We start from the raw sequence: 21,623 nt of genomic DNA, 5'->3' as shown, positions 1-21,623 counted from the left end.
AAGAGCATCCAAATAACTTTTATTTTGAATAATGGCTCATAATTTAAACTTAAAAGTAGTTGCTGAAGGAGTAGAAACTCAATCCGAATTAGACTTTCTTCGTAAATATGACTGTGACAAAATTCAAGGCTATTTCTTCAGTGCTCCATTACCCACATCCAAGTTTGAAAATTTATTAAAAACTAATCAACTATCAAAATTCCCTAGCATTTAAAGACAAAGAAGAAAGAAGGAGGAAGGAGGAATAAGGAAGAAGAAATCATAGAAATATGTGGTTTTTAGGATGAGAGACCAGCTCATTATTAAAGAGTAATACCATGCATCAAAAAAGAGTTACGAATAATCAGCACCATAGCGCATAGTTTCATATAAAGTCTATTTGACGAAAAAGATAATTTACAACATCAAAAATGGCATTAAATCTATTCATTCAGAATTGCTGAATTCAGCAATTCTGAATTATTACGAAATACCCTAGATATTTGTAGCAAACATTTATCAATTTGGTATAAAATCACCAGAAAGTAGAAGGGAAAGAGCAAAGCTGAAGAAGTCATAAATCACACTATAATTGTGGAAAGCCACCAGCCAAAACCTAAACCTAATCCAGAAATAATAGCTAAAATCAAAAAAGTAGAAAATCCATTAAACAACTCTATCAACTTTTCTCCCGCAACCATTTGAGCAACTACTCCTGCCACAATACCAATAGCTACCCATAACCCAACAATAATATTAGGCCCAGCACTAGCCAAAGCGATCGCCACAGCTTTAGACCGAGTAGAATTCCAAGCTGCAGACCAAGCTCCAACCCAAGCTCCCACAATAAACCCAAGCATACTGCCAACACCAGTACCAGTCTTCAAACCAATCACAGCATCTACTATTGTCCCAAAAATAAATCCAGCAGCAGCCCAAATAATAGAACCAACAATCACCAATAATACATTTTCAGCCTCATTACCAGCCAAAAATCCCCCCAAAGCAATTACTCCATCAATAGTCACCACAGCAGCAACTGTCCTGGCCTTAGGTTCAGTGCCAGCAATTAACCCTAAACTACATCCAACCATGGCCCATGCCAAAGCAGTGATTATACCTCCCACAGAATTTCCAGCTATCCAACCTGCTCCCCCTCCAGCACCCAATAAAGCGATCGCCCAACATCTTTGAGAACCCGTTCCTTCAATTGCCAAAACAGTCATTCCCATCCATGCCACGCCCTCAACCACGGCCCAACTCCAGACAGGAGCTTTGTAAATAACTAATACCCAGGCAGTCAAAGCATAAAACAGGAAAGTGGCAATTAAACTACCCCAAGGAATACTGGAAGTTGCTGAATGTGGTTGATGAGTGTGGACAGAGAACTGTTGAAAATGATTATTAGCGTTAGAATTTTCTGGCCTTTGAGGAGAGGGGGAAGGTTGAGGAGAAGGTGGACGACGAGGTGATGAGTATTGTGTTTGACTGGGAGTTTTTCGTTTCGGAATAGTTTGTGGTTGAGAATCATTCAAAAAATACCGTAATTTTCGGTAAGCTTCATTAATCTCTTTGAGACGAATAGTAGCTCTTGCTTGGAGACGAGTATTTTGGGCAAAGCGGTCTGGGTGCCAGACAAAGGCTAAATCTCGGTAAGCTTGTTTCACTTGATCTAGAGAAGCACCAGGCTCAAGTTCTAAAATTTTATAGTATTGATTTATCTCATCCACATTAGAAAAATAATCAGTAATTAGGACAATTAGGAATTTAGTGGTGTGACGTTATCGAAAGCCTTATTTTTTGAGGTTGGTATTATATGACAGGGAAAAGGCCGCCGAGAAGAGTGGGAAAAACATTTCCTCTTTGATTCATCATTACTCTATGTAGTAACCAACTCAATATTTGATACATGAAACAAAACTCATAGACAATTAGTTCCATTTTGACTTTAAAGTAAGAAAAATGCCATATTACTATTATGAGTCTATCTGAAAATGTTGCAATTCATCTCCCATTATCATCTTCGATTTAGCGGGAGATGAATTGCAACCAGAAAATATATTCATTGCGACACGTGAAAGATTTGTCTTTGTGTTATAATTGCACCTTTAAATTCAGAAAAAAATAAACGGATACTTGATTACTCTAACTTACCAATACAAGCTTAAACCGACTAAACATCAAGAAGTAGAAATTAATCAGATTCTTGATGTTTGCAAAAGCGTGTATAATTCGCACTAAGAGAGCGGAAAAACTGGCTAAGTTCAAAAAAATCACCAATTAATAGTTGTTCAATTGTTGCTGAATATATTATTTCTGGTGATGCAGCTTATCCTAATTATAATCATCAAGCAAAAAACTTAACAATAGCGAAGAAAACTAAGACTAACTTTAATTTAGTAAATGCCCAAGTTTTACAACAAACTTTAAAGACTTTAGATCGAGCTTTTTCTGATATGAAATCTCAAGGAAAAAGTTATCCAAGGTTTAAGAAAAAACTGAGAAGTTTTATTTTTCCAGCAATGCTGAAAAATTGCTTAGGCAATATATAGAGTTAAACTGCCTCAGGTAGGTTGGATGTAAGATTAAACAAAGTAGGCCATATCCAGATTTTTTTCAAGCTAAACAAGCTAGGATAGTCAAAACAGTTAGTGGTTATTATTTGATGATTAGTTTTACTTCATCAGAGTTAGTATCAGAGAATCCAGTAGGCAAAAAGTGGTTAGGAATAGACGCAGATATACAGATTTTTGTAGCTACTTCAACTGGAAAGTTAATCAAATCTCCTAAGTTTTTATTAAGTAAACTGCGGTAGGGGCAAATGGGCATTCGCCCCGACAATTGCTGCAAAGAAGGCTTAAGAAAAAAAATAAGGGGTCAAATAATTGGTTAAAACTTCTAGAAATAAATTTTTAACAATAAAAGCATTAAAACAACGTAATTTAGATTTATCTTATTAGCTAGTATAAACTACCCGCTAAAATAAAGAGATATCTCAAAATATCAATATCAAATGTCTGCAAACTTTCCCACTGCCGTTTTGATTGACGGCCATTCTCTAGCCTTTCGTTCCTACTATGCTTTTGGCAAAAGTCGTAGTGGGGGCTTAAAAACTTCTACAGGCATTCCCACCAGTGTTTGTTTTGGTTTTCTGAAGTCTTTGTTGGAAGTTATGGAGACTCAAAAACCAGAATATTTAGCGATCGCTTTTGATTTAGGAAAACCTACGTTTCGCCACGAAGCTGACAAAAACTATAAAGCAGATCGAGCAGAAGCGCCTGAAGATTTAATTGTTGATGTGGAAAATTTGCAAGAGATTTTAGGTGCTTTTAATATACCTATAATTACTGCTGCTGGTTATGAAGCGGATGATGTATTAGGAGCTTTAGCGCAAAAAGCTAGTACTGCTGGTTTTCGGGTAAAAATTCTTTCGGGCGACCAAGATTTATTTCAATTAATAGATGTGGAAAAAGGTATTAGTGTTTTACATTTAGCAGCAGGTAAAGGTAGCACTCCTCTAGAGTTTGGTCCTGAAGAAGTTAAGGAAAAATTGGGTATTTTACCGACTCAAGTTGTTGATTATAAAGCTCTTTGTGGAGATGCTTCTGATAATATTTCTGGTGTTAGGGGTATTGGGAAAAAGACGGCTGTTAAGTTGTTGAATGAATATGGTTCTTTAGCAGAAATTTATAGTTCTCTGAATAAAATTAAAGGAGCAAATCAGAAAAAACTTGAAGAGGGAAAAGCTGAGGCAGAACATTCTCAGTTTATGGCAAGAATTGAAGTAAATGTTCCAATAGATATTGAGATGGAAGATTTGCAGCTCAAAAAAATCTCTCGCTCAGAAATTGAGCCTATTTTGCAAAAGTTTGAATTACAACATTTCTTAAATCAAATCCCTTATTTAGAACAACAGTTTAGTGGGTTGGCGGGAATTGAAGCTTTGGCAGAAGAGTCGGAAAATAAACAAGAAGAAAAATCAGACAATATTTTGGTTGAGGAAGAGAATGATGATTGGTTTTTTAGTGCAGAAGATACAAAGGCAGCTCAACAACAAATAACAATAAAATCAGAAATAAAACCTCAAATTATTGATACTCCAGAAAAGTTAAATCAGTTAGTAAATATTTTAAAAGAACAGAAAAATTATGAGACTCCCGTGGCATGGGATACGGAAACTACATCTTTAGAACCACGAGATGCAGAGTTGGTTGGTATTGGTTGTTGTTGGGGAAAAAATATAGAAGATATTGCTTATATTCCCACCGGACATAAAGTAGGAAAAAATCTAGATAAAGGAAAAGTATTGGAGGCTTTAAAGCCAATTTTAGAAAGTTATGATTATCCGAAAGTATTTCAAAATGCCAAATTTGATAGATTAGTTTTTCGCTGTCAAGGAATTAAATTAGCTGGAGTTGTTTTTGACACAATGTTGGCAAGTTATGTATTAAATCCTGGAGCAAAACATAGTCTGGAAGAAATATATATTAGACATCTGAGAACTGCTGGAATAAATTTAAAAAGTTATGATGACGTAGTCTCTAAAAATCAAACTATTGCTGACTTAGATATTCTCAAAGTTACTCACTATTGTGGAACTCAAGTTTTTGTAACATTTCAGTTAGTAGAAAAATTAAGAGCTGAATTAGAAAAAGCGGATAAAAATAAACCTTCAGAAAAATCTTTGCTCAAATTATTAGTAGATATAGAACAGCCATTAGAATCTGTTTTAGCAGAAATGGAATATCTGGGAATTAGCATTGATATTGAATATCTCAAGAAATTCTCAGTCCAACTGAAAAAAGATTTAGAAGTAATTGAAAAAAGAGCTTTTGACACTGTAGATAGTCGAATTTTACAGGAATATCTCATAACAGAAATTCAAAATATAGAAGCTGACTCATTCACTAATCAACAAGAATTAAAAAAAGCAATATCTAGCCCCATACTAAAAGCATATATTACCAAATTATCAAAAGAGCAAAGACAAAACTCAGAAGAAATTGAAAATCAAATCAATCTAGCAGAAACAAGTGACTTTTTAAACCTTAACTCACCATCTCAATTAAGCGAACTACTATTTAATATACTCAATCAAAATCAGAAAAAATCTCGGAAAATTAAGACTGGTTACTCTACAGATGTAGTTGTCTTAGAAAAATTACAAGAAGAAAGTCAACATCATCCCATCATTGATGAAATCTTAAATCACCGAACCTTATACAAACTATTTTCTACCTATGTCGAAGCCATACCAAAATTAGTTCGTACAGATACTCAGAGAGTTCATACAAATTTCAATCAAACTCAAACAGATACAGGACGTTTATCTTCTTCCGAACCAAACTTACAAAATATTCCCATTGGTACAGAATTTTCTCGGCAAATTCGTCAGGCATTTATCCCCAAAAAAGATTGGTTATTAGTCGCCGCAGATTATTCACAAATTGAATTAAGAATATTAGCTCACTTGAGTCAAGAACCAGTATTAATAGAAGCTTATCAAAATAATCAAGATGTACATACAGTCACAGCCAAACTATTATTTGAAAAAGCAGAAATTACATCAGATGAACGTCGTGTTGGTAAAACAATAAACTTTGGCGTAATCTATGGCATGGGGGCGCAAAAATTAGCAAGGTCTGTCGGAATAAGCGTCAAAGAAAGTAAACAATTTTTAGACAGATATAAACAAAAATATTCTCAAGTATTTGAGTATTTAGGGAGGCTAAAAAAAGAAGCTATCGCTCAAGGTTATGTAGAAACAATATTAGGTCGTCGGCGTTATTTTGAATTTGAATCTAAAACTCTCCGAGATTTAAAAGGTACGGAACCAGAAGAAATTAACCTAGATGAATTTAAACGTTTAAGTCAAAATGATGCTCAACTTTTAAGGGCAGCAGCTAACTCGCCTATTCAAGGTTCAAGTGCAGATATTATTAAAATTGCCATGATAAAATTCCATGAAATATTGGCAAATTATCAGGCAAAATTATTATTACAAGTCCATGATGAATTAGTATTTGAAGTTCCATCATTAGAGTGGGAAGAATTGGAGCAGGTAATTAAATCTACAATGGAAAATGCCATAGATTTAAAAGTACCACTAATAGTAGATATTCATGCTGGAAAAAATTGGATGGAGACCAAATAATACTAGTAGGGGAGTGGAAGAGTAGGGGAGTAGGAAAGTAGGGGAGAAATAAACAATGGCTTTACATAATTTTCTTGGGCGATGCTGATTGATAATGATTTTTAGATTAACATTTCAGCAACGCCTTTTTTTTAGTAGGGGAGTAGGGAGTTGCATGCAATGTCCGTAAAGAGAAATAAACATAATCATAATTAATACGCTTCTAGAGTGCTAATTATCAAAAAGACGATCCTGTTTGTGTTAATTAATTAATAATTGAAGTGCTACCTAAGAGACTCTTTGTAAAAGGAATAGATATCTCCAAAAAAATCAAAAATAAAATCAATTCTTATCGCTAAATTATCAATTATTTCTCTCTGTTCCCTACTCCCTACTCCCTACTCCCTACTCCCTAAATTATCAATTATTCCTCCCTGTTCCCTGTTCCCTGTTCCCTATAAAAAGTTTTTATTGTGCAAGAGATATGTTAAACTCCTGACTGTAGTTTACTAAGAATCTTTATTTGAGTAAATCTAATGGATACCAAAAAATTAGTTTTAGGTGGAATTAGTTTGGTATTGGGCAGTGCGATTGTTGCAACTGCTGCCAGTGTAGAACTTAGTGTTGAACAAGAACAAGTAATATGTAAACTGAAAGAGACAGTAGAACAACAAGAAAAAGCTGGCAAAAAACTGGTTTTCTGGCCACTAATTGGAAAAGTGAAAGAAAGAGTAGAAGTTCCTTTTACAGCCAAATTATCTTCTAATACATCCTACACTATTCTAGGAGTATGTGATGATAATTGTAATGACTTAAATTTAACCCTTAAAAATCAACAGGGCGAGAAAATAACCAATGATGAAAAACAGGATGGGATACCAGTAATCTCTTTTACTCCCACAGAAAACAGTGATTATCGAATTACTGCACGACCAGATAAATGTTCAACTGAACTATGTGAATTTGGTATGGTTTTATTTGTTCCTAAAAGTGTTGATTTAGATGTGGCCTCTGAGCTGCCAGATGAGTTATATCTATTTAAGTTTTGCCAAGAATAAGCAATAAATTAGTACAGGTAATTCAGTTAAGTTAATATTCTCAGAAAAATTTTGAAAAATAATATAGTTATACGAACAGTTAATATTTTTTGTTTGACCAATACTCAGACAGTGAAAAATGCAATAACATTTCTCAAAGTGAAATACAAGTTGTTAAACAAAATTAGAAACAAGCTTTATTTGTTAAATTGTATAGAAATATGTGATAAATAAGCCTGGATAGTTAATCTAACTAAAATTTTACTATCAAAAAAATTTTTATTGAATGGGGATTGGACTTAATCTCTATTGATCATCTGATTTAAACAAAAAAACTAGTATTAATACTACATCTGGTTTGGATAGGTTATATCATGTCCGGTTGAATACTTATAAATAAACAACGGAGTCCTCAGGTAGGGGAGCTGTCGGATTGGCGACTTACAGGAGTCAGCAGAGAAGAAAGAAGAAGAAAGAGGAGAAAGTTTTTTTGATCACTAATTATCCGGACATGATATTACTCATCAGATTAGAAAACAGAGAAAAATTATAAATCTGTTTGATCGACTGGAATTAGTATAATATTGACTTAACGCTTAGGAACTGCTGAAAAAATAAAATTAAAAGAAAATAATATTTTAGATGTAGTTACCAATATTCTAATCCTATATTCAGTAGTAATCTAAGGGTAAAGAATTTATACTAATCCCGATCAATTAAAGTATTAGTAGTATTGCCAAAAAAAATATATTATGGTACCCAGGAAAAACTTCACTGTACATAATTAATCCTCGGAAGTAATGAAATAATTTTGACTAACAAGGCCGTTATGAATATTAGATTAAAATAAAATATACTATATGATTATGGCCAAGGAATACCAGTAGAGATGTCTTTAACTTCTACATCAAAAAAACAGTCTATGATCCGAGAGAAAACCGGATCAAAAAATCTGTCTAGTAACATAGGAATCAGAAAAAAAATATGTTTTGGCTATATATTACCAATAAGCATTGCGACTTTAGGAATACTTACAGGGCGGATATTTGAGTTGAATAATAAACATCAAATTAGAGGACAAATAGAGGAAGCTCAAGAACAAGTAGATTTGCTTACAAAACTCACAAAAAAAGCATTGAAGATCAACATAATTCAAAAAGAGCGGCCAAAATACGTTAATGACCGGAAAGTTTTAGAAGCAAAAATATCCCAAGAATTATCAAGTATTTATGAGGTTAATACTATTTTTAAACAACTTCAATTAATACCAGAAACCGGAGATGAAAGTATAGAGAAAAAATATTATATTCCGCTTCAAGAATTTATTCAGAGTTATCTGAATCCTTTGACAGTATATCTTCAAGGATTGGAAAATTTAGTTCAAGAAATTAAACAGATTCCTCCTAAAACAACAATAGAAGTAGAGAGTTCGTCATCAGAAGTAGAGAGTTTGTCATCAGCATCACTTAGTAAAATTAATAATAGTGAAGTAGCAATAAAACTAGAAAAATTATCGCAAGATTCAGAGAATTTAACTACACTATTTAATCAGAGAGTAGAACAAGGATTTAGAGATTATCAAAAAACAGAAGCATTAGGAATTAAAATATTAATAGGTAGCCTACTGCTATCGATAATTATTGCAGTAATGATGGCTATCTATACCAGCAGATCCATTGTAACTCCCCTCAAAGATATAATCAAAGTTGCCCAACAAGTGACAGAAGAAGCTAACTTTGAACTCCAACTTCCTGTCACTACAGAAGATGAAATAGGACAATTAACCTTATCTCTAAATGAATTAATTGATAAGGTAGCAAAATACACAGAACAACTCCAGGAAGCTAAACTGAAAGCAGAAGCAGCAAACCGTTCTAAAAGTGCTTTTTTAGCTACTATGAGCCATGAACTTCGTACACCTTTAAATGCTATTATTGGATATAGTGAAATTCTTTATGAGGAAGCTGAAGACGCAGGATATCAAGATTTTATGCAGGATCTAGATAGAATTAGGATTGCAGGTAAACACCTTCTAGAAATGATTAGTGATATCTTAGACATTTCCAAAATTGAAGCAGGTCAAGTAACACTTTATTTAGAAAGTATTGAAGTTGAAAAGTTAGTTCAAGATGTAGTTGGTACAGCGAAAAATCTCACAGAAAAAAACCGTAATACCTTCAAATTACTTTTAGGAGAAAATTTAGGTACAATGTATGCGGATATGCCAAAAGTGAGACAAGTACTGATAAATTTATTGGGTAATGCAGCTAAATTTACAGAAGATGGTTTGATTACTCTGAGTGTGGAAAGAGTAAATAATAAGAAGTTGAAAAATTATCAAAATCAAAATTTACAGTCCTTTAATAGTTCAAATGGTTACATAGTTTTTCGGGTGATCGATACTGGTATTGGTATGACAGAAGACCAGTTAAAGCATATATTTCAACCTTTTACTCAAGCAGATGCTTCTACAACTCGTCGGTATGGTGGTACTGGTTTAGGGTTGGCAATATGTCAACGTTTATGTGAAAGGATGGGGGCAAGAATTTACGTTAAAAGTAAATCAGAGGAAGGTTCTACATTTACTGTTTGGTTTCCAGAAAGAGTAATGATCTGATTGGTATTTGACTTTGGTAAATATTCTAGGATGAAATACAAACAGTTAAGTTTAATCAAAGTAATACTCAAGGTTGAATACCCTATAATAAAAAACGGTTTTTTCTACTAAAATTTTGGGGTTGCACATTATGGAATGATATTGCCAAAAATTAGTTTAGACTTTGACTAAAAAAAACCTAATATCAATCATTCTAGCAATTGATTAATCCAAAATCCTGTTCATCAAAAATCTAAAATCATTCGTCACTATGCAACGCGAAATTTAAATACTCTAGGATAAAAAAAAATTAGTTAAATTTCATTAAAGTAACACCCAAGGGTGAATACCCTATAATAAAAAACGGTTTTTTCTACTAAAAATTCTGCAACAAAGCCAGTTAAAATCAAAGAAAAACAGACTAAAGAAAAACAAAAAAATATGCAACTAAATAATCCTAACCAATTTACAGAAAAAACTTGGGAAGCTATATCCCGTACCCCTGACATCGCTAAAACCTCCCAACAACAACAAATCGAAACCGAACACTTAATGAAAGCTTTGTTAGAACAAAATGGACTCGCAACCAGTCTATTTAACAAAGCAGGAATCTCAACTTCTAGAGTACAAGAATACACAGATACATTTGTTAGTCGTCAACCCAAAGTTAAAAATACACCCAACAATATCTACTTAGGTCGTAGTCTAGACTCCTTATCAGACAATGCCGAAAAATATCGTCAAGAATATGGAGACGAATATATTTCCGTCGAACATTTAATGCTTGCTTATCTCAAAGACAATCGCTTTGGTAAAAATCTCTATCAAGAATTTAAACTAGATGAAGCCAAACTCAAAGAAACTGTTTCCCAAGTTAGAGGCAACCAAAAAGTAACAGACAAAAATCCAGAAGGTAAATACGAAGCTCTAGAAAAATATGGTCGCGACCTGACAGAATTTGCTCGTGAAGGGAAACTCGATCCCGTTATTGGACGGGATGATGAAATTAGACGCACTATTCAAATACTCAGTCGTCGTACTAAAAATAATCCAGTATTAATAGGCGAACCCGGAGTAGGCAAAACAGCGATCGCCGAAGGTCTCGCCCAACGTATTATTGCCGGAGATGTTCCTCAGTCTCTGAAAGACCGTCAGTTAATTGCCCTAGACATGGGTGCTTTAATTGCTGGTGCTAAATTTAGAGGCGAATTTGAAGAGCGTCTGAAAGCTGTTCTCAAAGAAGTCACAGACTCAGACGGTAAAGTTATCTTATTTATAGATGAGATTCACACAGTTGTTGGAGCAGGGGCAACCCAAGGAGCTATGGATGCAGGCAATCTCCTCAAACCAATGTTAGCTAGAGGAGAACTCCGCTGTATTGGAGCAACAACTCTCGATGAGTATCGTAAATATATTGAAAAAGATGCTGCCTTAGAACGTCGTTTCCAACAAGTTTATGTCGATCAACCCAGTGTAGGAGATACCATCTCAATTTTACGGGGTCTCAAGGAACGCTATGAAGTACATCACGGTGTGAAAATATCCGATAGTTCCCTCGTCGCTGCTGCTACTCTTTCTACTCGCTATATTAGCGATCGCTTTCTACCAGACAAAGCGATAGATCTTGTAGACGAAGCTGCGGCTAAACTGAAAATGGAAATTACCTCCAAACCAGAAGAACTTGACGAAATTGACCGCAAGATCCTGCAACTAGAAATGGAGAAGTTATCACTGCAAAAAGAAAGTGATGCTGCTTCCAAAGAAAGGTTAGAGAGACTAGAAAAAGATTTAGCAAACTTGAAAGAAGGGCAACGCACCCTAAATGCTCAGTGGGAATCAGAAAAAGGCATCATTGGTAAAATTCAGACCCTCAAGGAAGAGATGGATAAAGTCAATATTGAGATTCAGCAAGCAGAGCGAAATTATGACCTCAACCGTGCTGCTGAGTTGAAATACGGTAATCTGATTAATCTACAAAAACAAGTAGAAGAAGCAGAAACTAAACTCGAAGCAACTCAAACCAGTGGTCAAACTTTGTTGCGGGAAGAGGTGACAGAAGCAGATATTGCTGAAATTATTTCTAAGTGGACTGGTATTCCCATCAGTAAGTTGGTGGAGTCAGAAAAAGAGAAGCTATTGCACCTCGAAGAAGAATTACATCAGCGAGTTATTGGTCAGGATGAGGCAGTAACTGCTGTTGCTGATGCTATTCAGCGATCGCGTGCAGGTTTAGCAGACCCCAACCGTCCAGTGGCGAGTTTTATTTTCCTCGGTCCTACTGGTGTTGGTAAAACAGAATTAGGAAAAGCATTGGCAGCATATTTATTTGACACTGCAGATGCGATGGTACGCATTGATATGTCTGAGTATATGGAAAAACATTCTGTGTCTCGTTTAATAGGGGCACCTCCTGGATATGTTGGCTATGATGAAGGGGGTCAATTAACTGAAGTTATTCGTCGTCGTCCATATACAGTTATTTTGTTTGATGAAATTGAAAAGGCACACCCAGATGTGTTTAATATTATGCTGCAAATATTAGATGATGGGCGAGTGACTGATTCTCAAGGTCACACAGTTGACTTTAAGAATAGCGTAATTATTATGACGAGTAATATTGGTTCTCAGTATATTTTAGATGTCACTGACGATCATGAGCAAGTACAGAGTCGAGTCATGGAAGCGTTGCGTGCTGCTTTCCGTCCAGAGTTTCTCAATCGTATTGATGAAACTATTATTTTTCAAGGGTTGCAGAAAGAGCAGCTGCGGAAAATTGTGCAATTACAAATTGTGCGTCTAGAGAAACGGTTAGCTGAACGAAAAATTTCACTGAAGCTTGCTGATGCTGCTGTTGACTTTTTAGCAGAAGTTGGCTATGACCCTGTATATGGTGCTCGTCCATTAAAGCGGGCAATTCAGCGAGAGTTAGAAACGCAAATTGCTAAGGGTATTTTGCGTAGTGAATTTAATGATGGTGACACTATTTTTGTGGATGTTGAAAATGAGCGACTTTCATTTCAACGGTTGCCATTGGAGTTGGTGACAGCTAAATAGAAGAGTGTGGGGAGAGGGGGGAGAGCTTTGACTTAGTTGACAACTAACGTTATAAAGCAGTATAATACGATAGTCATCTCTGGCCATTGAAAATACAGTCGTCAACTCAAAAAAGAGCTAAAAATATGTACAAGTCAATTCGTACAAAGCTCAAACTAAATAATCAGCAGAAAACCCTCTTGGCTCAACACGCAGGTTATTCAAGATGGTGTTATAACTGGGGTTTAAGTTTATGGAATGCTGCTTATCAAGATGGTTACAAACCAAATATTTCCTGCGGAATGCTGCGCAAACGTAGGCTCAGAGAGGTTTTTACTAACCACACAAAGCCTTTATATCCTTGGATGAAGAACTTGTCATCCTGGTTGTGACAAGACAAGGAAGACAAGGAGATAAGATTGAGAACCTTTAGCAAAGATTTGTTGGCCCTGTTTTGTTTTACGGTTATCCCAGTATTCTTTGAGACTGGCATCATCGGGAGAATTTGTTCCTTGTATCTGATTATGCCCAACTTACCTCTTTTGGGTAGCTTGACTGAGCTAATCAGTTGTTCTAATCCATGTAATATCATGTCCGGATAATTAGTTATAAAAAAACTTTCTCCTTCTTCTCCTGTTGTTCTTCTTTATTACCTCTTTCCTCCTGACTCCTGAGGACTGACTCCTGAGGACTCCGTAGTTATTTATTTATCACTGTTTAACCGGACATGATATAAGCCTATATTGGTGAGCAATGGACTAATTGCTCCTCCTTGGGGGGTTCCTTCATGTGTTGGGTTGTATATTCCTTTGTCAATGTATCCTGCCTTCAACCACTGCTTGATTGTTTTCCTAGCTGGATGTGTTCCAACTAAGTTGGGGATGGTTTCGTGGCTTACATTATCAAAGAATCCTTTGATGTCAGCATCTAGAACCCATGTGTCTGTACCTTGATTGAGCTTTAGAAAGCATTGAGCTATGGATCGTGGCAACTTCTACCAACTCTAAAACCGTAAGAGTTAGCTTCAAATTTGCTTTTCCACTCAGGTTCTAATGAGTTTTTAACTATTGTTTCAAGCACTCTGTTTCCCATGGTAGGGATTCCGAGTGGCCGCTTCTTACCGTTGGCTTTTGGAATGTACACTGTAGGGTTTTCCCTGTTGTATCGGTTAAAGTTCACGAAGTAGTTAGGATGGCTACCTTTTCTGCATCTTGGCTTGGGTTTGTTGGAAACGAGGGGTATATTTCGGCAAGGTTGACGACAGAATATACAAGTCAAATTTGTCCGAATTGTGGAATATATACAGGTAAAAAAGACCTATCTGAATGTACTAATAAATGCCGTGAATGTCACTACGAAATTAACTGTGATGTGGCAGCAGCAAAAGTAATTTGTCATCAAGGTGTCACTGCGGTCTGCCCGACCGTGGTTCAACAAATTGACGCTCGTTGGCCTATTGTCGGGAGTTGGAAACAATCTAGATAAGTGCCACTTAAGCATTAAACCTAAATCGTGAGGTTTGGGAATCCCTCGTTATAATCGAGCGATTTAACGAGGGAGGATGTCAACTAGAGCAAACCATCATTATCCATTAGATATTTTGCCACCTTATTAATAGAGGTACGAATTTGGGGATCGCGTCCGCCACGACTATCAATTACAGTAATTACATACACTTCACCATTAATACTTAATCCTAAAGTAGTACCCAGAGCGCGAGAATTTTCTCCCGTCTTTTCACCAAGCCACTTAACTTCTGGCAATTCTTCTAGGGCAGCATATCCCAATAACCTATCCTTCTGACGGGCTAAGGCTTCTATCAATACATCAGAATTTGGATACTCATAATTATATATTGAAACCATCATGTCTGTCAGTTCGTTGCTAGTCAGGGTATTGCGACCTTTACCAGGATTTTTGGGCATGATCCGGTTACCCATCAGTTTGTAGTTGACACTCATCACTTTGTAGCCATCGTCTTTGAGGACTTTATTAATATAAGGTTGTCCTAAATAATCAATAAGTTGATTTGTGGCAATATTGCTACTGTGGTCAATCATTTGCCCAACTAAAGTTTTGAGGGGATAGGGTTTTCTTGCCCTAATTTCTGAGGCATCTTCGGTAAAGTTTCCCCTACTCACATATATAGGAGTATCTAAACTGATATTTTCTTTGGATACTTTCTGCATTGTTGCTACAGCAATTGGAACTTTAATTAAACTAGCAGGACTAGCGGGTGGTTTATTCCCGTTTAGGTCTAAACATTCTCGCCGGAGGTTACAAATAGCGATCGTTGCTCTGCTAGATAGACCACTGTCTTTACGAATTTTCTCTAAAAAGTTTGATTTGGTTAGATTTAATTGATAAGAAGAATCATCTAGACTACGCTTGTATTCCTCGATCTTTTTAGTAGTTTTTTTTGCTATAAATGAATCGGTGGGAATTGCTTCTAAATTATAAATAGCTTGTTGCCAGAGGTGTTTTTCTGTTTCTCTAGTTTTGACAGTTGCATTTGGCGTTCCTCCTACTTCTGATGCTTGATTGCCAAGGGCTAATGCTTGATTCCAGTTATCATTTGCTCGTTGTTCAATTAATATTTGAACTTCAATTTCTTGTAATTTTTGTAGTAAGTTTTGTTGCTTTTCTAATACACTGTTATTCTGATCAGAAAAGAATAATGGCTTTCTGGGAGTAGGTAGAGATTCTAATTTCGCAACTGTGCGATCGCGCAGCTCATAGAGTTCTTGTAAAGACTGAGTATAAGATTCTTCTGCCCAGGAAATCTCTATACTCCCAATTGAAATTATAGTAATACTAGCTATTGTTGTTAAAGTGCTAGTCAGAATATATCTGATTTTTAGTCTTCCGTGCATTGAATTTGCCCCACACAAATAAATAATTTTCTGCTGACCAATAAAAATACAATCTTTTAATCTTTACTGTATCAACTTGTCTAACTGAATACAAATATATAGTCTTTTTTATTATATTTTAGTGGTTTTGTCAACTCCTATTAATCTTTTAACAAAGTAAGCAGCAGAAAAGAGATAATAGAGTTGTTGGGAAATAACTTAGGTTAGGAAAAAATTAAAATGAAAATTTGATATATTTGCTTAGTAATTTAATTATTTATGCTGCTATTAGGTATAAGTTCCAGCCATCCAGTTGCTGTTAGCATTAATTTGTCATCAAAATCATAATTGTGATTACGGTAAATCTGACTGACAACTCAATAACGTTTGATACCCTTGATTCGCATTTTCACATACCACCCTTGATTGGCTCAATTTCCGATTTTCCGACACTATTAAAATCCGATATCTGGGTTGATTGGGTTCCAGGGCAATCATACGACGTTGGGAAATTTGGGTCTCAACAATCTCATCTTACTCCATTAAATTTATCCGATCAGGATAGAGGAGTTTCTGATGGTGCGAAAGATACTTTTTCTTCTGTTGATAATGTTGTTTTACAGCTAACAGCTAATACATTAAAAAAAATATCGCTAAAAGCATGGAGGAAATTTTTAAAATGGGCAACTTGCTACAGATGACAGAAACCCAGAAAAGATTATTCTGATTCATGATTATTCACCGAAAAATTGGGTTTGAAGCCTCGCCCTGATAGGACTACTTTTTAACTTGTTTTTATTTGATAAATATACTATCATAACTGTATATGGCATTTCCCAAGAAGTGTGAGGTACAAAATTCCGGCGTTGGTGAAAAGAGGTATGATATCTTGTCCGGATAAGAGCGCAAACAAAAAACTTTCTCCTTCTACTACTCTTTCTTCTTCTTTCTTTCTTTCCTCCTGACTCCTGACTCCTGACTCCTGACTCCTAAATAATTAAGATTAATATCATACATTAATTCACCAACACCAAAATTCCTTTGTTTTAGGGTACAGAGAATAGGGAATAGAATAGAAACCAAGATGGATGTACCTTATTAGTCTGAGAAACGCTATAGTTTAGATTAAAATTATCAAAGCTAGATTTAAGTATCGCATTTATCCAACACCAAAAAAAATACCAATGAGCAAAGCTATTTGTTTGTGTGCGTGTGGTTTGGAACTATGATCTAGCTTGTTGTCAAAACAAGTATAAATTAGGATTGAATCAACAGATTAATTCTGAACTATAAAAGCTGTTTATTACTCAACCAAAAAAGACGGAAAATAGGGAATGGTTATCAAAACTTTCGGGGTTGCACATTAAAGAATGATAATAGATTTTAAACTGTACATATATTTAGGAAAGAATAATCCAAAAATATCTACTTTCGGATTTCATCATTCCTGATTGTGCAATGGCAAACTTTCTATTGTCCTATTGCAATCCTATTTTATTCGTGTCAAAAATCTTACTGCTTTTTAGGGAACTGGGAACACTTAACTGGGAACACTTAACTGGGAACAGTGAATAGGTAAGAGTTTCAGTGTTTTTATTTACTTTTTGATTTGTCACGATCTATTTAGGATTGCTATATGACAACAGTCATTGAATGATTTAAACCGCCGTTCGTATTTTTAACCCTTAATTAGACCTACCTACTTAGGCGACTTTTATAGTTTATAGTATAGTTGAAGAAGCCTAAAAGTATTCAACCGCTTATTTATACAAATAAATTAATTACTAAACTCAAATGACTCAATCCTTAGTTACTCCTACCCAAACTCCTCTCTTAGGCTTATCTTTATCTGAGTTAACAGAGTGGGTACAACAGCAAGGACAACCTGCTTATCGAGGCAAACAACTGTATCAATGGATATATCAAAAAGGGGCTAAGTCTCTGGCAGATATAACTGTGTTTTCCAAACAATGGCGCGAGGAGATTAAGTATTTTCCCATAGGTAGATCTGCCATACATTACCGCTCCGTTGCTCCAGACAAAACAGTTAAATATCTGCTGCAACTATCAGACGGTAATATTATTGAAACTGTGGGCATTCCTAGCCATAAACGTCTAACTGTATGTGTGTCTTCTCAGGTCGGTTGTCCAATGGCCTGTGATTTCTGTGCTACTGGTAAAGGAGGCTTTACCCGCAACCTAGAAGCATACGAAATTATCGACCAGGTGCTGACTGTGCAAGAAGATTTTGAGCGACGAGTTAGCCATATTGTGTTTATGGGAATGGGAGAACCGTTGCTGAATACTAAAAATGTCTTGGCTGCAGTTAGGTCTCTGAATCAAGATGTGGGTATTGGACAACGTAATATAACTATCTCAACTGTGGGGATTCGCGATCGCATTCGTCAATTAGCCGAACATAAATTGCAAGTGACTCTCGCTGTTAGTCTTCATGCTTCTAATCAAAGATTGCGGGAACATCTGATTCCTAGTGCTAAATCTTATCCTTTAGGGGATTTGATAGCAGATTGTCGTGAATATGTCAACCTCACAAAGCGAAGAATTAGTTTTGAGTATGTGATGTTAACGGGTTTTAATGACTTACCAGATCATGCTAAAGAATTAGCTAAAAATCTGCGGGGGTTTCAGTGCCATGTGAATTTAATTCCCTATAATCCTATTAGTGAGGTGGACTATCAAAGACCAACAGGAGAAGATATCAATGCTTTTGTTAATGCTCTCGAAGAAAAGCATATTGCAGTTAGCGTTCGTTATTCCCGTGGTTTAGAAGCTGATGCCGCTTGTGGGCAGTTACGGGCGTCACGGGTTAGTTAGTGTTGTGGAGTAGGGGAGTTAACGAAGTCAGAAGTTAGAAGTCAGAAGTCAGAAGTTAACCCACCCCTAACCCCTCCCAGGAGGGGAAGTAGAGGAGTGGGGGAGTTAACGAAGTCAGAAGTCAGAAGTCAGGGGAGAAGCAAACATAAGAATAATTAACATTAACTTAGTAGGTAGGTTGGGTTAAGCGGCAACGCAACCCAACAAAAGCGAAAAATCTGACCAAAAAATGTAGACAGAGGTACTGATAACTGTTAACGCAGTTCCTCCGATAGGAGGCTAACTGATAACTGATAACTGAGTAGGTAGGTTGGGTTAAGCGGCAACGCAACCCAACAAAAGCGAAAAATCTGACCAAAAAATGTAGACAGAGGTACTGATAACTGTTAACGCAGTTCCTCCGATAGGAGGCTAACTGATAACTGATAACTGAGTAGGTAGGTTGGGTTAAGCGACAACGCAACCCAACAAAAGCGAAAAATCTGACCAAAAAATATAGACAGAGGTACTGATAACTGATAACTGATAACTGAAATGACCTGGACTAATTTTCTAATTCCTGCAATTTCTTTTTTGCCCACTCCCGCAGTTGTTCGTCTGGGTCATTTTCTGCTCTGTCTTGTAATAGTGGGAGGGTTTGCGGATGGTCTGGGTAATGTTTGACTATTGCTTCTAGTGCAATTTGTCGAGGGTTGAATTCGTTGAGTTCATCATAATTTTTACTTTCAAAAGAGTCATGGTCTTCGACCTCCCTAATAAATTCATAGAGGGAGTCGTTGTAGTCGTAATTGCTCAACAAGTTAAACCTGACAAACTCTAGAGCTAGTCGAAGGTTTTCTTCAACATCAAGATGGTTTTCAAAAGGGTCATTTGTAGCGCATTCGTGAAGCAAAGGTAAAGTTTCTGGATGACGTTTCCAACCTTTGGCTATTTGGTCTAATGCTTCTGAGCGTACCTGCCAATCATCATCAGACTGTGCTAATTGTTTGAGCAAAGGTAAAGTTTCTGGACAATGTTTCCAACCTATGACTATTTGTTCTACAGCTCCAACTCTTACTTGCCAATCATCATCAGACTGCACTAATTGTTTGAGCAAAGGCAAAGTTTCTGGATGACGTTTCCAACCTATGACTATTTGTTGTACTGCTACTATTCGCACATCCCAATTGCTATTTAGTTGTATCCATTGTTTGAGCAAAGGTAAAATTTCTGGGTAATGTTTCCAACCAGTAGCTATTTGTTGTACTGCTACTGCTCGCACAAAACGATCATTATCAGACTGCACTAATTGTTTGAACAAAGGTAAAGTTTCTGGGTGATGCTTCCAACCTCTAAATATTTGTCGTACTGCCTCAAACCGCACCTGCCAATTATTATCAGAATGCGCTAATTGTTTGAGCAAAGGTAAAGTTTCTGGATGATGTTTCCAACCCCTAGCTATTTGCTCTACTGCTAATGCTCGGACATCCCAATTAACATTTAACTTTACACATTCTTGAAGCATAGGCAGAGTTTCTGGGTGAAGTTTCCAACCTCTAACTATTTGTCGTACTACTTCAAATCGCACCTGCCAATGATCATCAGACTGTACTAATTGTTTGAGCATGGGTAAAATTTCTGGCTCATCTTTCCAACCAGTAGCTAATTGTTTAACCGCTTCTTCTCGTACATTTGAATTATCATCAGAATGCGCTAATTGTTTGAGCATGGGTAAAATTTCTGGCTCATCTTTCCAACCAGTAGCTAATTGTCGCACCACTTCTCGTCGCACCTGCCAATTATAATCAGACTGTACTAATTGTTTGAGCATGGGTAAAATTTCTGGCTCATCTTTCCAACCAGTAGCTAATTGTCGCACCACTTCTCGTCGCACCTGCCAATTATAATCAGACTGTACTAATTGTTTGAGTATGGGTAAAATTTCTGGCTCATCTTTCCAACCAGTAGCTAATTGTTTAACCGCTGCTTGTCGCACATCTGAATTATCATCATCAGACTGTACCAATTGTTTGAGCATAGGTAAAATTTCTGGCTCATCTTTCCAACCAATAGCTATTTGTCGAATTGCTTGTTCTCGCACCCACCAATCATCAGACTGTACTAATTGCTTGAGCATAGGTAAAATTTCTGGCTCATCTTTCCAACCAATAGCTAATTGTCGCACCGCTTCTCGTCGCACATCTGAATTATCATCATCAGACTGTACCAATTGTTTGAGCATAGGTAAAATTTCTGGCTCATCTTTCCAACCAATAGCTATTTGTCGAATTGCTTGTTCTCGCACCCACCGATCATCATCAGACTGTACTAATTGCTTGAGCATAGGTAAAATTTCTGGCTCATCTTTCCAACCAGTAGTTAATTGTCGCACCGCTTCTCGTCGCACCCACCGATCATCATCAGACTGTACTAATTGCTTGAGCATGGGTAAAATTTCTGGCTCATCTTTCCAACCAATAGCTAATTGTCGCACCGCTTCTCGTCGCACATCTGAATTATCATCATCAGACTCTACTAATTGTTTGAGAATGGGTAAAGTTTCTGAGTCATCTTTCCAACCAGTAGCTAGTTGTTGTATCGCTTCTTCTCGCACATCTGAATTATCATCAAATTTAACCCTTTGTTTGAGCCAAGTATAAGTTGAATGGTCATCCCTCCAGGTTGCAGCTACCACTTCTACAGCTTGAGTACGAATTTCACAAACCAGGTTTTCCTCCTTGCTATAAGATTCATAAAAATAATCAAGGTCATACTCAGTCAAATCTTTTAACTTATTTAATAACTGAGACTCTACATCAGTAATAGCCAGACGACTCCTCACTTCAGATAATAAATTATTCGCCAAAAATAAATTCACAAACTTTTCCTCTTCCCCATCTTGCTCCATCAAATAACTAATAATTTCTCCCACAAATTTAGCATCTATCATTCCAGCAATTAACCGCAAGACTTCATGCCATTTTTCATCACGCCAATGCTTACCAAAAACATCTTCCTTCAGCTCATATTTTGAAAGAGTTTGTGTTTCCTTAAACTGCCAAACAAACTCCCTAGCACAAAAATATTCCAAAAAAGTCCGATGCACAAAAGCATAATATTCAGCCCCAACAAAACACAAAATAAAATTCCGACTCCGTAACTGTTCCATCAACGCCCTA

Annotated in this window: 17 protein-coding genes and 1 pseudogene; 12 read left to right on the top strand and 6 right to left on the bottom strand. The window is 36.3% G+C overall.

The window, feature by feature from the left end; all coding sequences use genetic code 11:
• Nucleotides 1-31 precede the first annotated feature (31 nt).
• The gene (locus F6K27_RS17770; RefSeq protein ID WP_124145718.1) at nt 32-214 is read left to right on the top strand and encodes an EAL domain-containing protein; all 183 of its coding nucleotides are present in this window, start codon (nt 32-34) and stop codon (nt 212-214) included.
• Between the two features lie 346 nt (nt 215-560).
• Here F6K27_RS17770 and F6K27_RS17765 read toward each other — a convergent pair whose 3' ends face one another.
• Entirely contained in the window at nt 561-1,709 is a 1,149-nt protein-coding gene (locus F6K27_RS17765) for a J domain-containing protein (protein ID WP_287277686.1), read from the bottom strand.
• 406 nt (nt 1,710-2,115) lie between these two features.
• Here F6K27_RS17765 and F6K27_RS33735 point away from each other — a divergent pair, with 406 nt between their 5' ends.
• The 7 genes from F6K27_RS33735 to F6K27_RS17735 all read left to right on the top strand — a co-directional run bounded on the left by F6K27_RS33735 (nt 2,116) and on the right by F6K27_RS17735 (nt 13,170).
• Nucleotides 2,116-2,220, top strand: a complete 105-nt coding sequence (locus F6K27_RS33735; RefSeq protein WP_161564595.1) for a helix-turn-helix domain-containing protein — start codon at nt 2,116-2,118, stop codon at nt 2,218-2,220.
• Between the two features lie 424 nt (nt 2,221-2,644).
• Complete coding sequence (locus F6K27_RS17760; RefSeq protein ID WP_161564931.1) at nt 2,645-2,794, top strand: hypothetical protein; 150 nt, start codon at nt 2,645-2,647, stop codon at nt 2,792-2,794.
• 198 nt (nt 2,795-2,992) lie between these two features.
• On the top strand, nt 2,993-6,133 hold the full coding sequence (locus tag F6K27_RS17755; protein WP_287277684.1) for a DNA polymerase I: 3,141 nt from the start codon (nt 2,993-2,995) through the stop codon (nt 6,131-6,133).
• 515 nt (nt 6,134-6,648) lie between these two features.
• Nucleotides 6,649-7,170 (top strand): hypothetical protein, encoded by a 522-nt coding sequence (locus F6K27_RS17750; RefSeq protein ID WP_287277683.1) that lies wholly within the window; start codon nt 6,649-6,651, stop codon nt 7,168-7,170.
• Between the two features lie 868 nt (nt 7,171-8,038).
• On the top strand, nt 8,039-9,766 hold the full coding sequence (locus F6K27_RS17745; protein ID WP_287284421.1) for a HAMP domain-containing sensor histidine kinase: 1,728 nt from the start codon (nt 8,039-8,041) through the stop codon (nt 9,764-9,766).
• Nucleotides 9,767-10,186: 420 nt separating this feature from the next.
• Nucleotides 10,187-12,799 (top strand): ATP-dependent chaperone ClpB, encoded by a 2,613-nt coding sequence (clpB, locus tag F6K27_RS17740; protein ID WP_287277679.1) that lies wholly within the window; start codon nt 10,187-10,189, stop codon nt 12,797-12,799.
• Nucleotides 12,800-12,924: 125 nt separating this feature from the next.
• Nucleotides 12,925-13,170: a helix-turn-helix domain-containing protein gene (locus F6K27_RS17735; protein ID WP_287277678.1), complete on the top strand. Its 246-nt coding sequence runs from the start codon at nt 12,925-12,927 to the stop codon at nt 13,168-13,170.
• 311 nt (nt 13,171-13,481) lie between these two features.
• Here F6K27_RS17735 and F6K27_RS17730 read toward each other — a convergent pair whose 3' ends face one another.
• Together F6K27_RS17730 and F6K27_RS17725 are read right to left on the bottom strand one after the other, a co-directional pair.
• Complete coding sequence (locus tag F6K27_RS17730) at nt 13,482-13,769, bottom strand: reverse transcriptase domain-containing protein (RefSeq protein WP_287277676.1); 288 nt, start codon at nt 13,767-13,769, stop codon at nt 13,482-13,484.
• Nucleotides 13,754-13,870: a hypothetical protein gene (locus F6K27_RS17725; protein ID WP_287277674.1), complete on the bottom strand. Its 117-nt coding sequence runs from the start codon at nt 13,868-13,870 to the stop codon at nt 13,754-13,756. Before F6K27_RS17725 ends, F6K27_RS17730 begins: the two co-directional genes overlap by 16 nt.
• A 99-nt stretch (nt 13,871-13,969) precedes the next feature.
• Here F6K27_RS17725 and F6K27_RS17720 point away from each other — a divergent pair, with 99 nt between their 5' ends.
• The gene (locus tag F6K27_RS17720; RefSeq protein ID WP_353736007.1) at nt 13,970-14,263 is read left to right on the top strand and encodes a zinc ribbon domain-containing protein; all 294 of its coding nucleotides are present in this window, start codon (nt 13,970-13,972) and stop codon (nt 14,261-14,263) included.
• An 83-nt stretch (nt 14,264-14,346) separates the two neighbouring features.
• On the opposite strand, the gene F6K27_RS17715 is transcribed toward F6K27_RS17720, so the two are convergent.
• The gene (locus F6K27_RS17715) at nt 14,347-15,651 is read right to left on the bottom strand and encodes a serine hydrolase (RefSeq protein WP_124145502.1); all 1,305 of its coding nucleotides are present in this window, start codon (nt 15,649-15,651) and stop codon (nt 14,347-14,349) included.
• 329 nt (nt 15,652-15,980) lie between these two features.
• Here F6K27_RS17715 and F6K27_RS17710 point away from each other — a divergent pair, with 329 nt between their 5' ends.
• Complete coding sequence (locus F6K27_RS17710; RefSeq protein ID WP_161564577.1) at nt 15,981-16,331, top strand: hypothetical protein; 351 nt, start codon at nt 15,981-15,983, stop codon at nt 16,329-16,331.
• A gap of 229 nt (nt 16,332-16,560) precedes the next feature.
• Here F6K27_RS17710 and F6K27_RS17705 read toward each other — a convergent pair whose 3' ends face one another.
• Nucleotides 16,561-16,713, bottom strand: coding sequence for a hypothetical protein (locus tag F6K27_RS17705; RefSeq protein ID WP_287277672.1), 153 nt, complete (start codon nt 16,711-16,713; stop codon nt 16,561-16,563).
• A gap of 114 nt (nt 16,714-16,827) precedes the next feature.
• Between F6K27_RS17705 and F6K27_RS33730 the strand changes: the two are divergent.
• Nucleotides 16,828-16,923 (top strand): annotated as a pseudogene (locus F6K27_RS33730) (helix-turn-helix domain-containing protein); the annotation flags it as partial.
• Nucleotides 16,924-17,424: 501 nt separating this feature from the next.
• The gene (gene rlmN / locus F6K27_RS17700) at nt 17,425-18,465 is read left to right on the top strand and encodes a 23S rRNA (adenine(2503)-C(2))-methyltransferase RlmN (RefSeq protein WP_287277670.1); all 1,041 of its coding nucleotides are present in this window, start codon (nt 17,425-17,427) and stop codon (nt 18,463-18,465) included.
• 544 nt (nt 18,466-19,009) lie between these two features.
• Here rlmN and F6K27_RS17695 read toward each other — a convergent pair.
• Nucleotides 19,010-21,623: HEAT repeat domain-containing protein (locus tag F6K27_RS17695; RefSeq protein WP_287277668.1), on the bottom strand; the 2,614-nt coding region annotated here is incomplete at its 5' end.

It is taken from the genome of Okeania sp. SIO2F5 (assembly GCF_010692685.1).
Lineage (GTDB): Bacteria > Cyanobacteriota > Cyanobacteriia > Cyanobacteriales > Microcoleaceae > Okeania > Okeania hirsuta.
The sequence above is the reverse complement of the archived record's forward strand: the minus strand, read 5'-3'. Positions and strand labels throughout refer to the sequence as shown.

What these genes read in the sequence shown, in the direction of transcription:
- F6K27_RS17770 (WP_124145718.1), top strand. Translation starts at nt 32, where the DNA reads ATGGCTCATAATTTAAACTTAAAAGTAGTTGCTGAAGGAGTAGAAACT.
- F6K27_RS17760 (WP_161564931.1), top strand. Translation starts at nt 2,645, where the DNA reads ATGATTAGTTTTACTTCATCAGAGTTAGTATCAGAGAATCCAGTAGGC.
- F6K27_RS17755 (WP_287277684.1), top strand. Translation starts at nt 2,993, where the DNA reads ATGTCTGCAAACTTTCCCACTGCCGTTTTGATTGACGGCCATTCTCTA.
- F6K27_RS17750 (WP_287277683.1), top strand. Translation starts at nt 6,649, where the DNA reads ATGGATACCAAAAAATTAGTTTTAGGTGGAATTAGTTTGGTATTGGGC.
- F6K27_RS17745 (WP_287284421.1), top strand. Translation starts at nt 8,039, where the DNA reads ATGTCTTTAACTTCTACATCAAAAAAACAGTCTATGATCCGAGAGAAA.
- clpB (WP_287277679.1), top strand. Translation starts at nt 10,187, where the DNA reads ATGCAACTAAATAATCCTAACCAATTTACAGAAAAAACTTGGGAAGCT.
- F6K27_RS17735 (WP_287277678.1), top strand. Translation starts at nt 12,925, where the DNA reads ATGTACAAGTCAATTCGTACAAAGCTCAAACTAAATAATCAGCAGAAA.
- F6K27_RS17725 (WP_287277674.1), bottom strand. Translation starts at nt 13,870, where the DNA reads ATGGGAAACAGAGTGCTTGAAACAATAGTTAAAAACTCATTAGAACCT.
- F6K27_RS17720 (WP_353736007.1), top strand. Translation starts at nt 13,970, where the DNA reads ATGGCTACCTTTTCTGCATCTTGGCTTGGGTTTGTTGGAAACGAGGGG.
- F6K27_RS17715 (WP_124145502.1), bottom strand. Translation starts at nt 15,651, where the DNA reads ATGCACGGAAGACTAAAAATCAGATATATTCTGACTAGCACTTTAACA.
- rlmN (WP_287277670.1), top strand. Translation starts at nt 17,425, where the DNA reads ATGACTCAATCCTTAGTTACTCCTACCCAAACTCCTCTCTTAGGCTTA.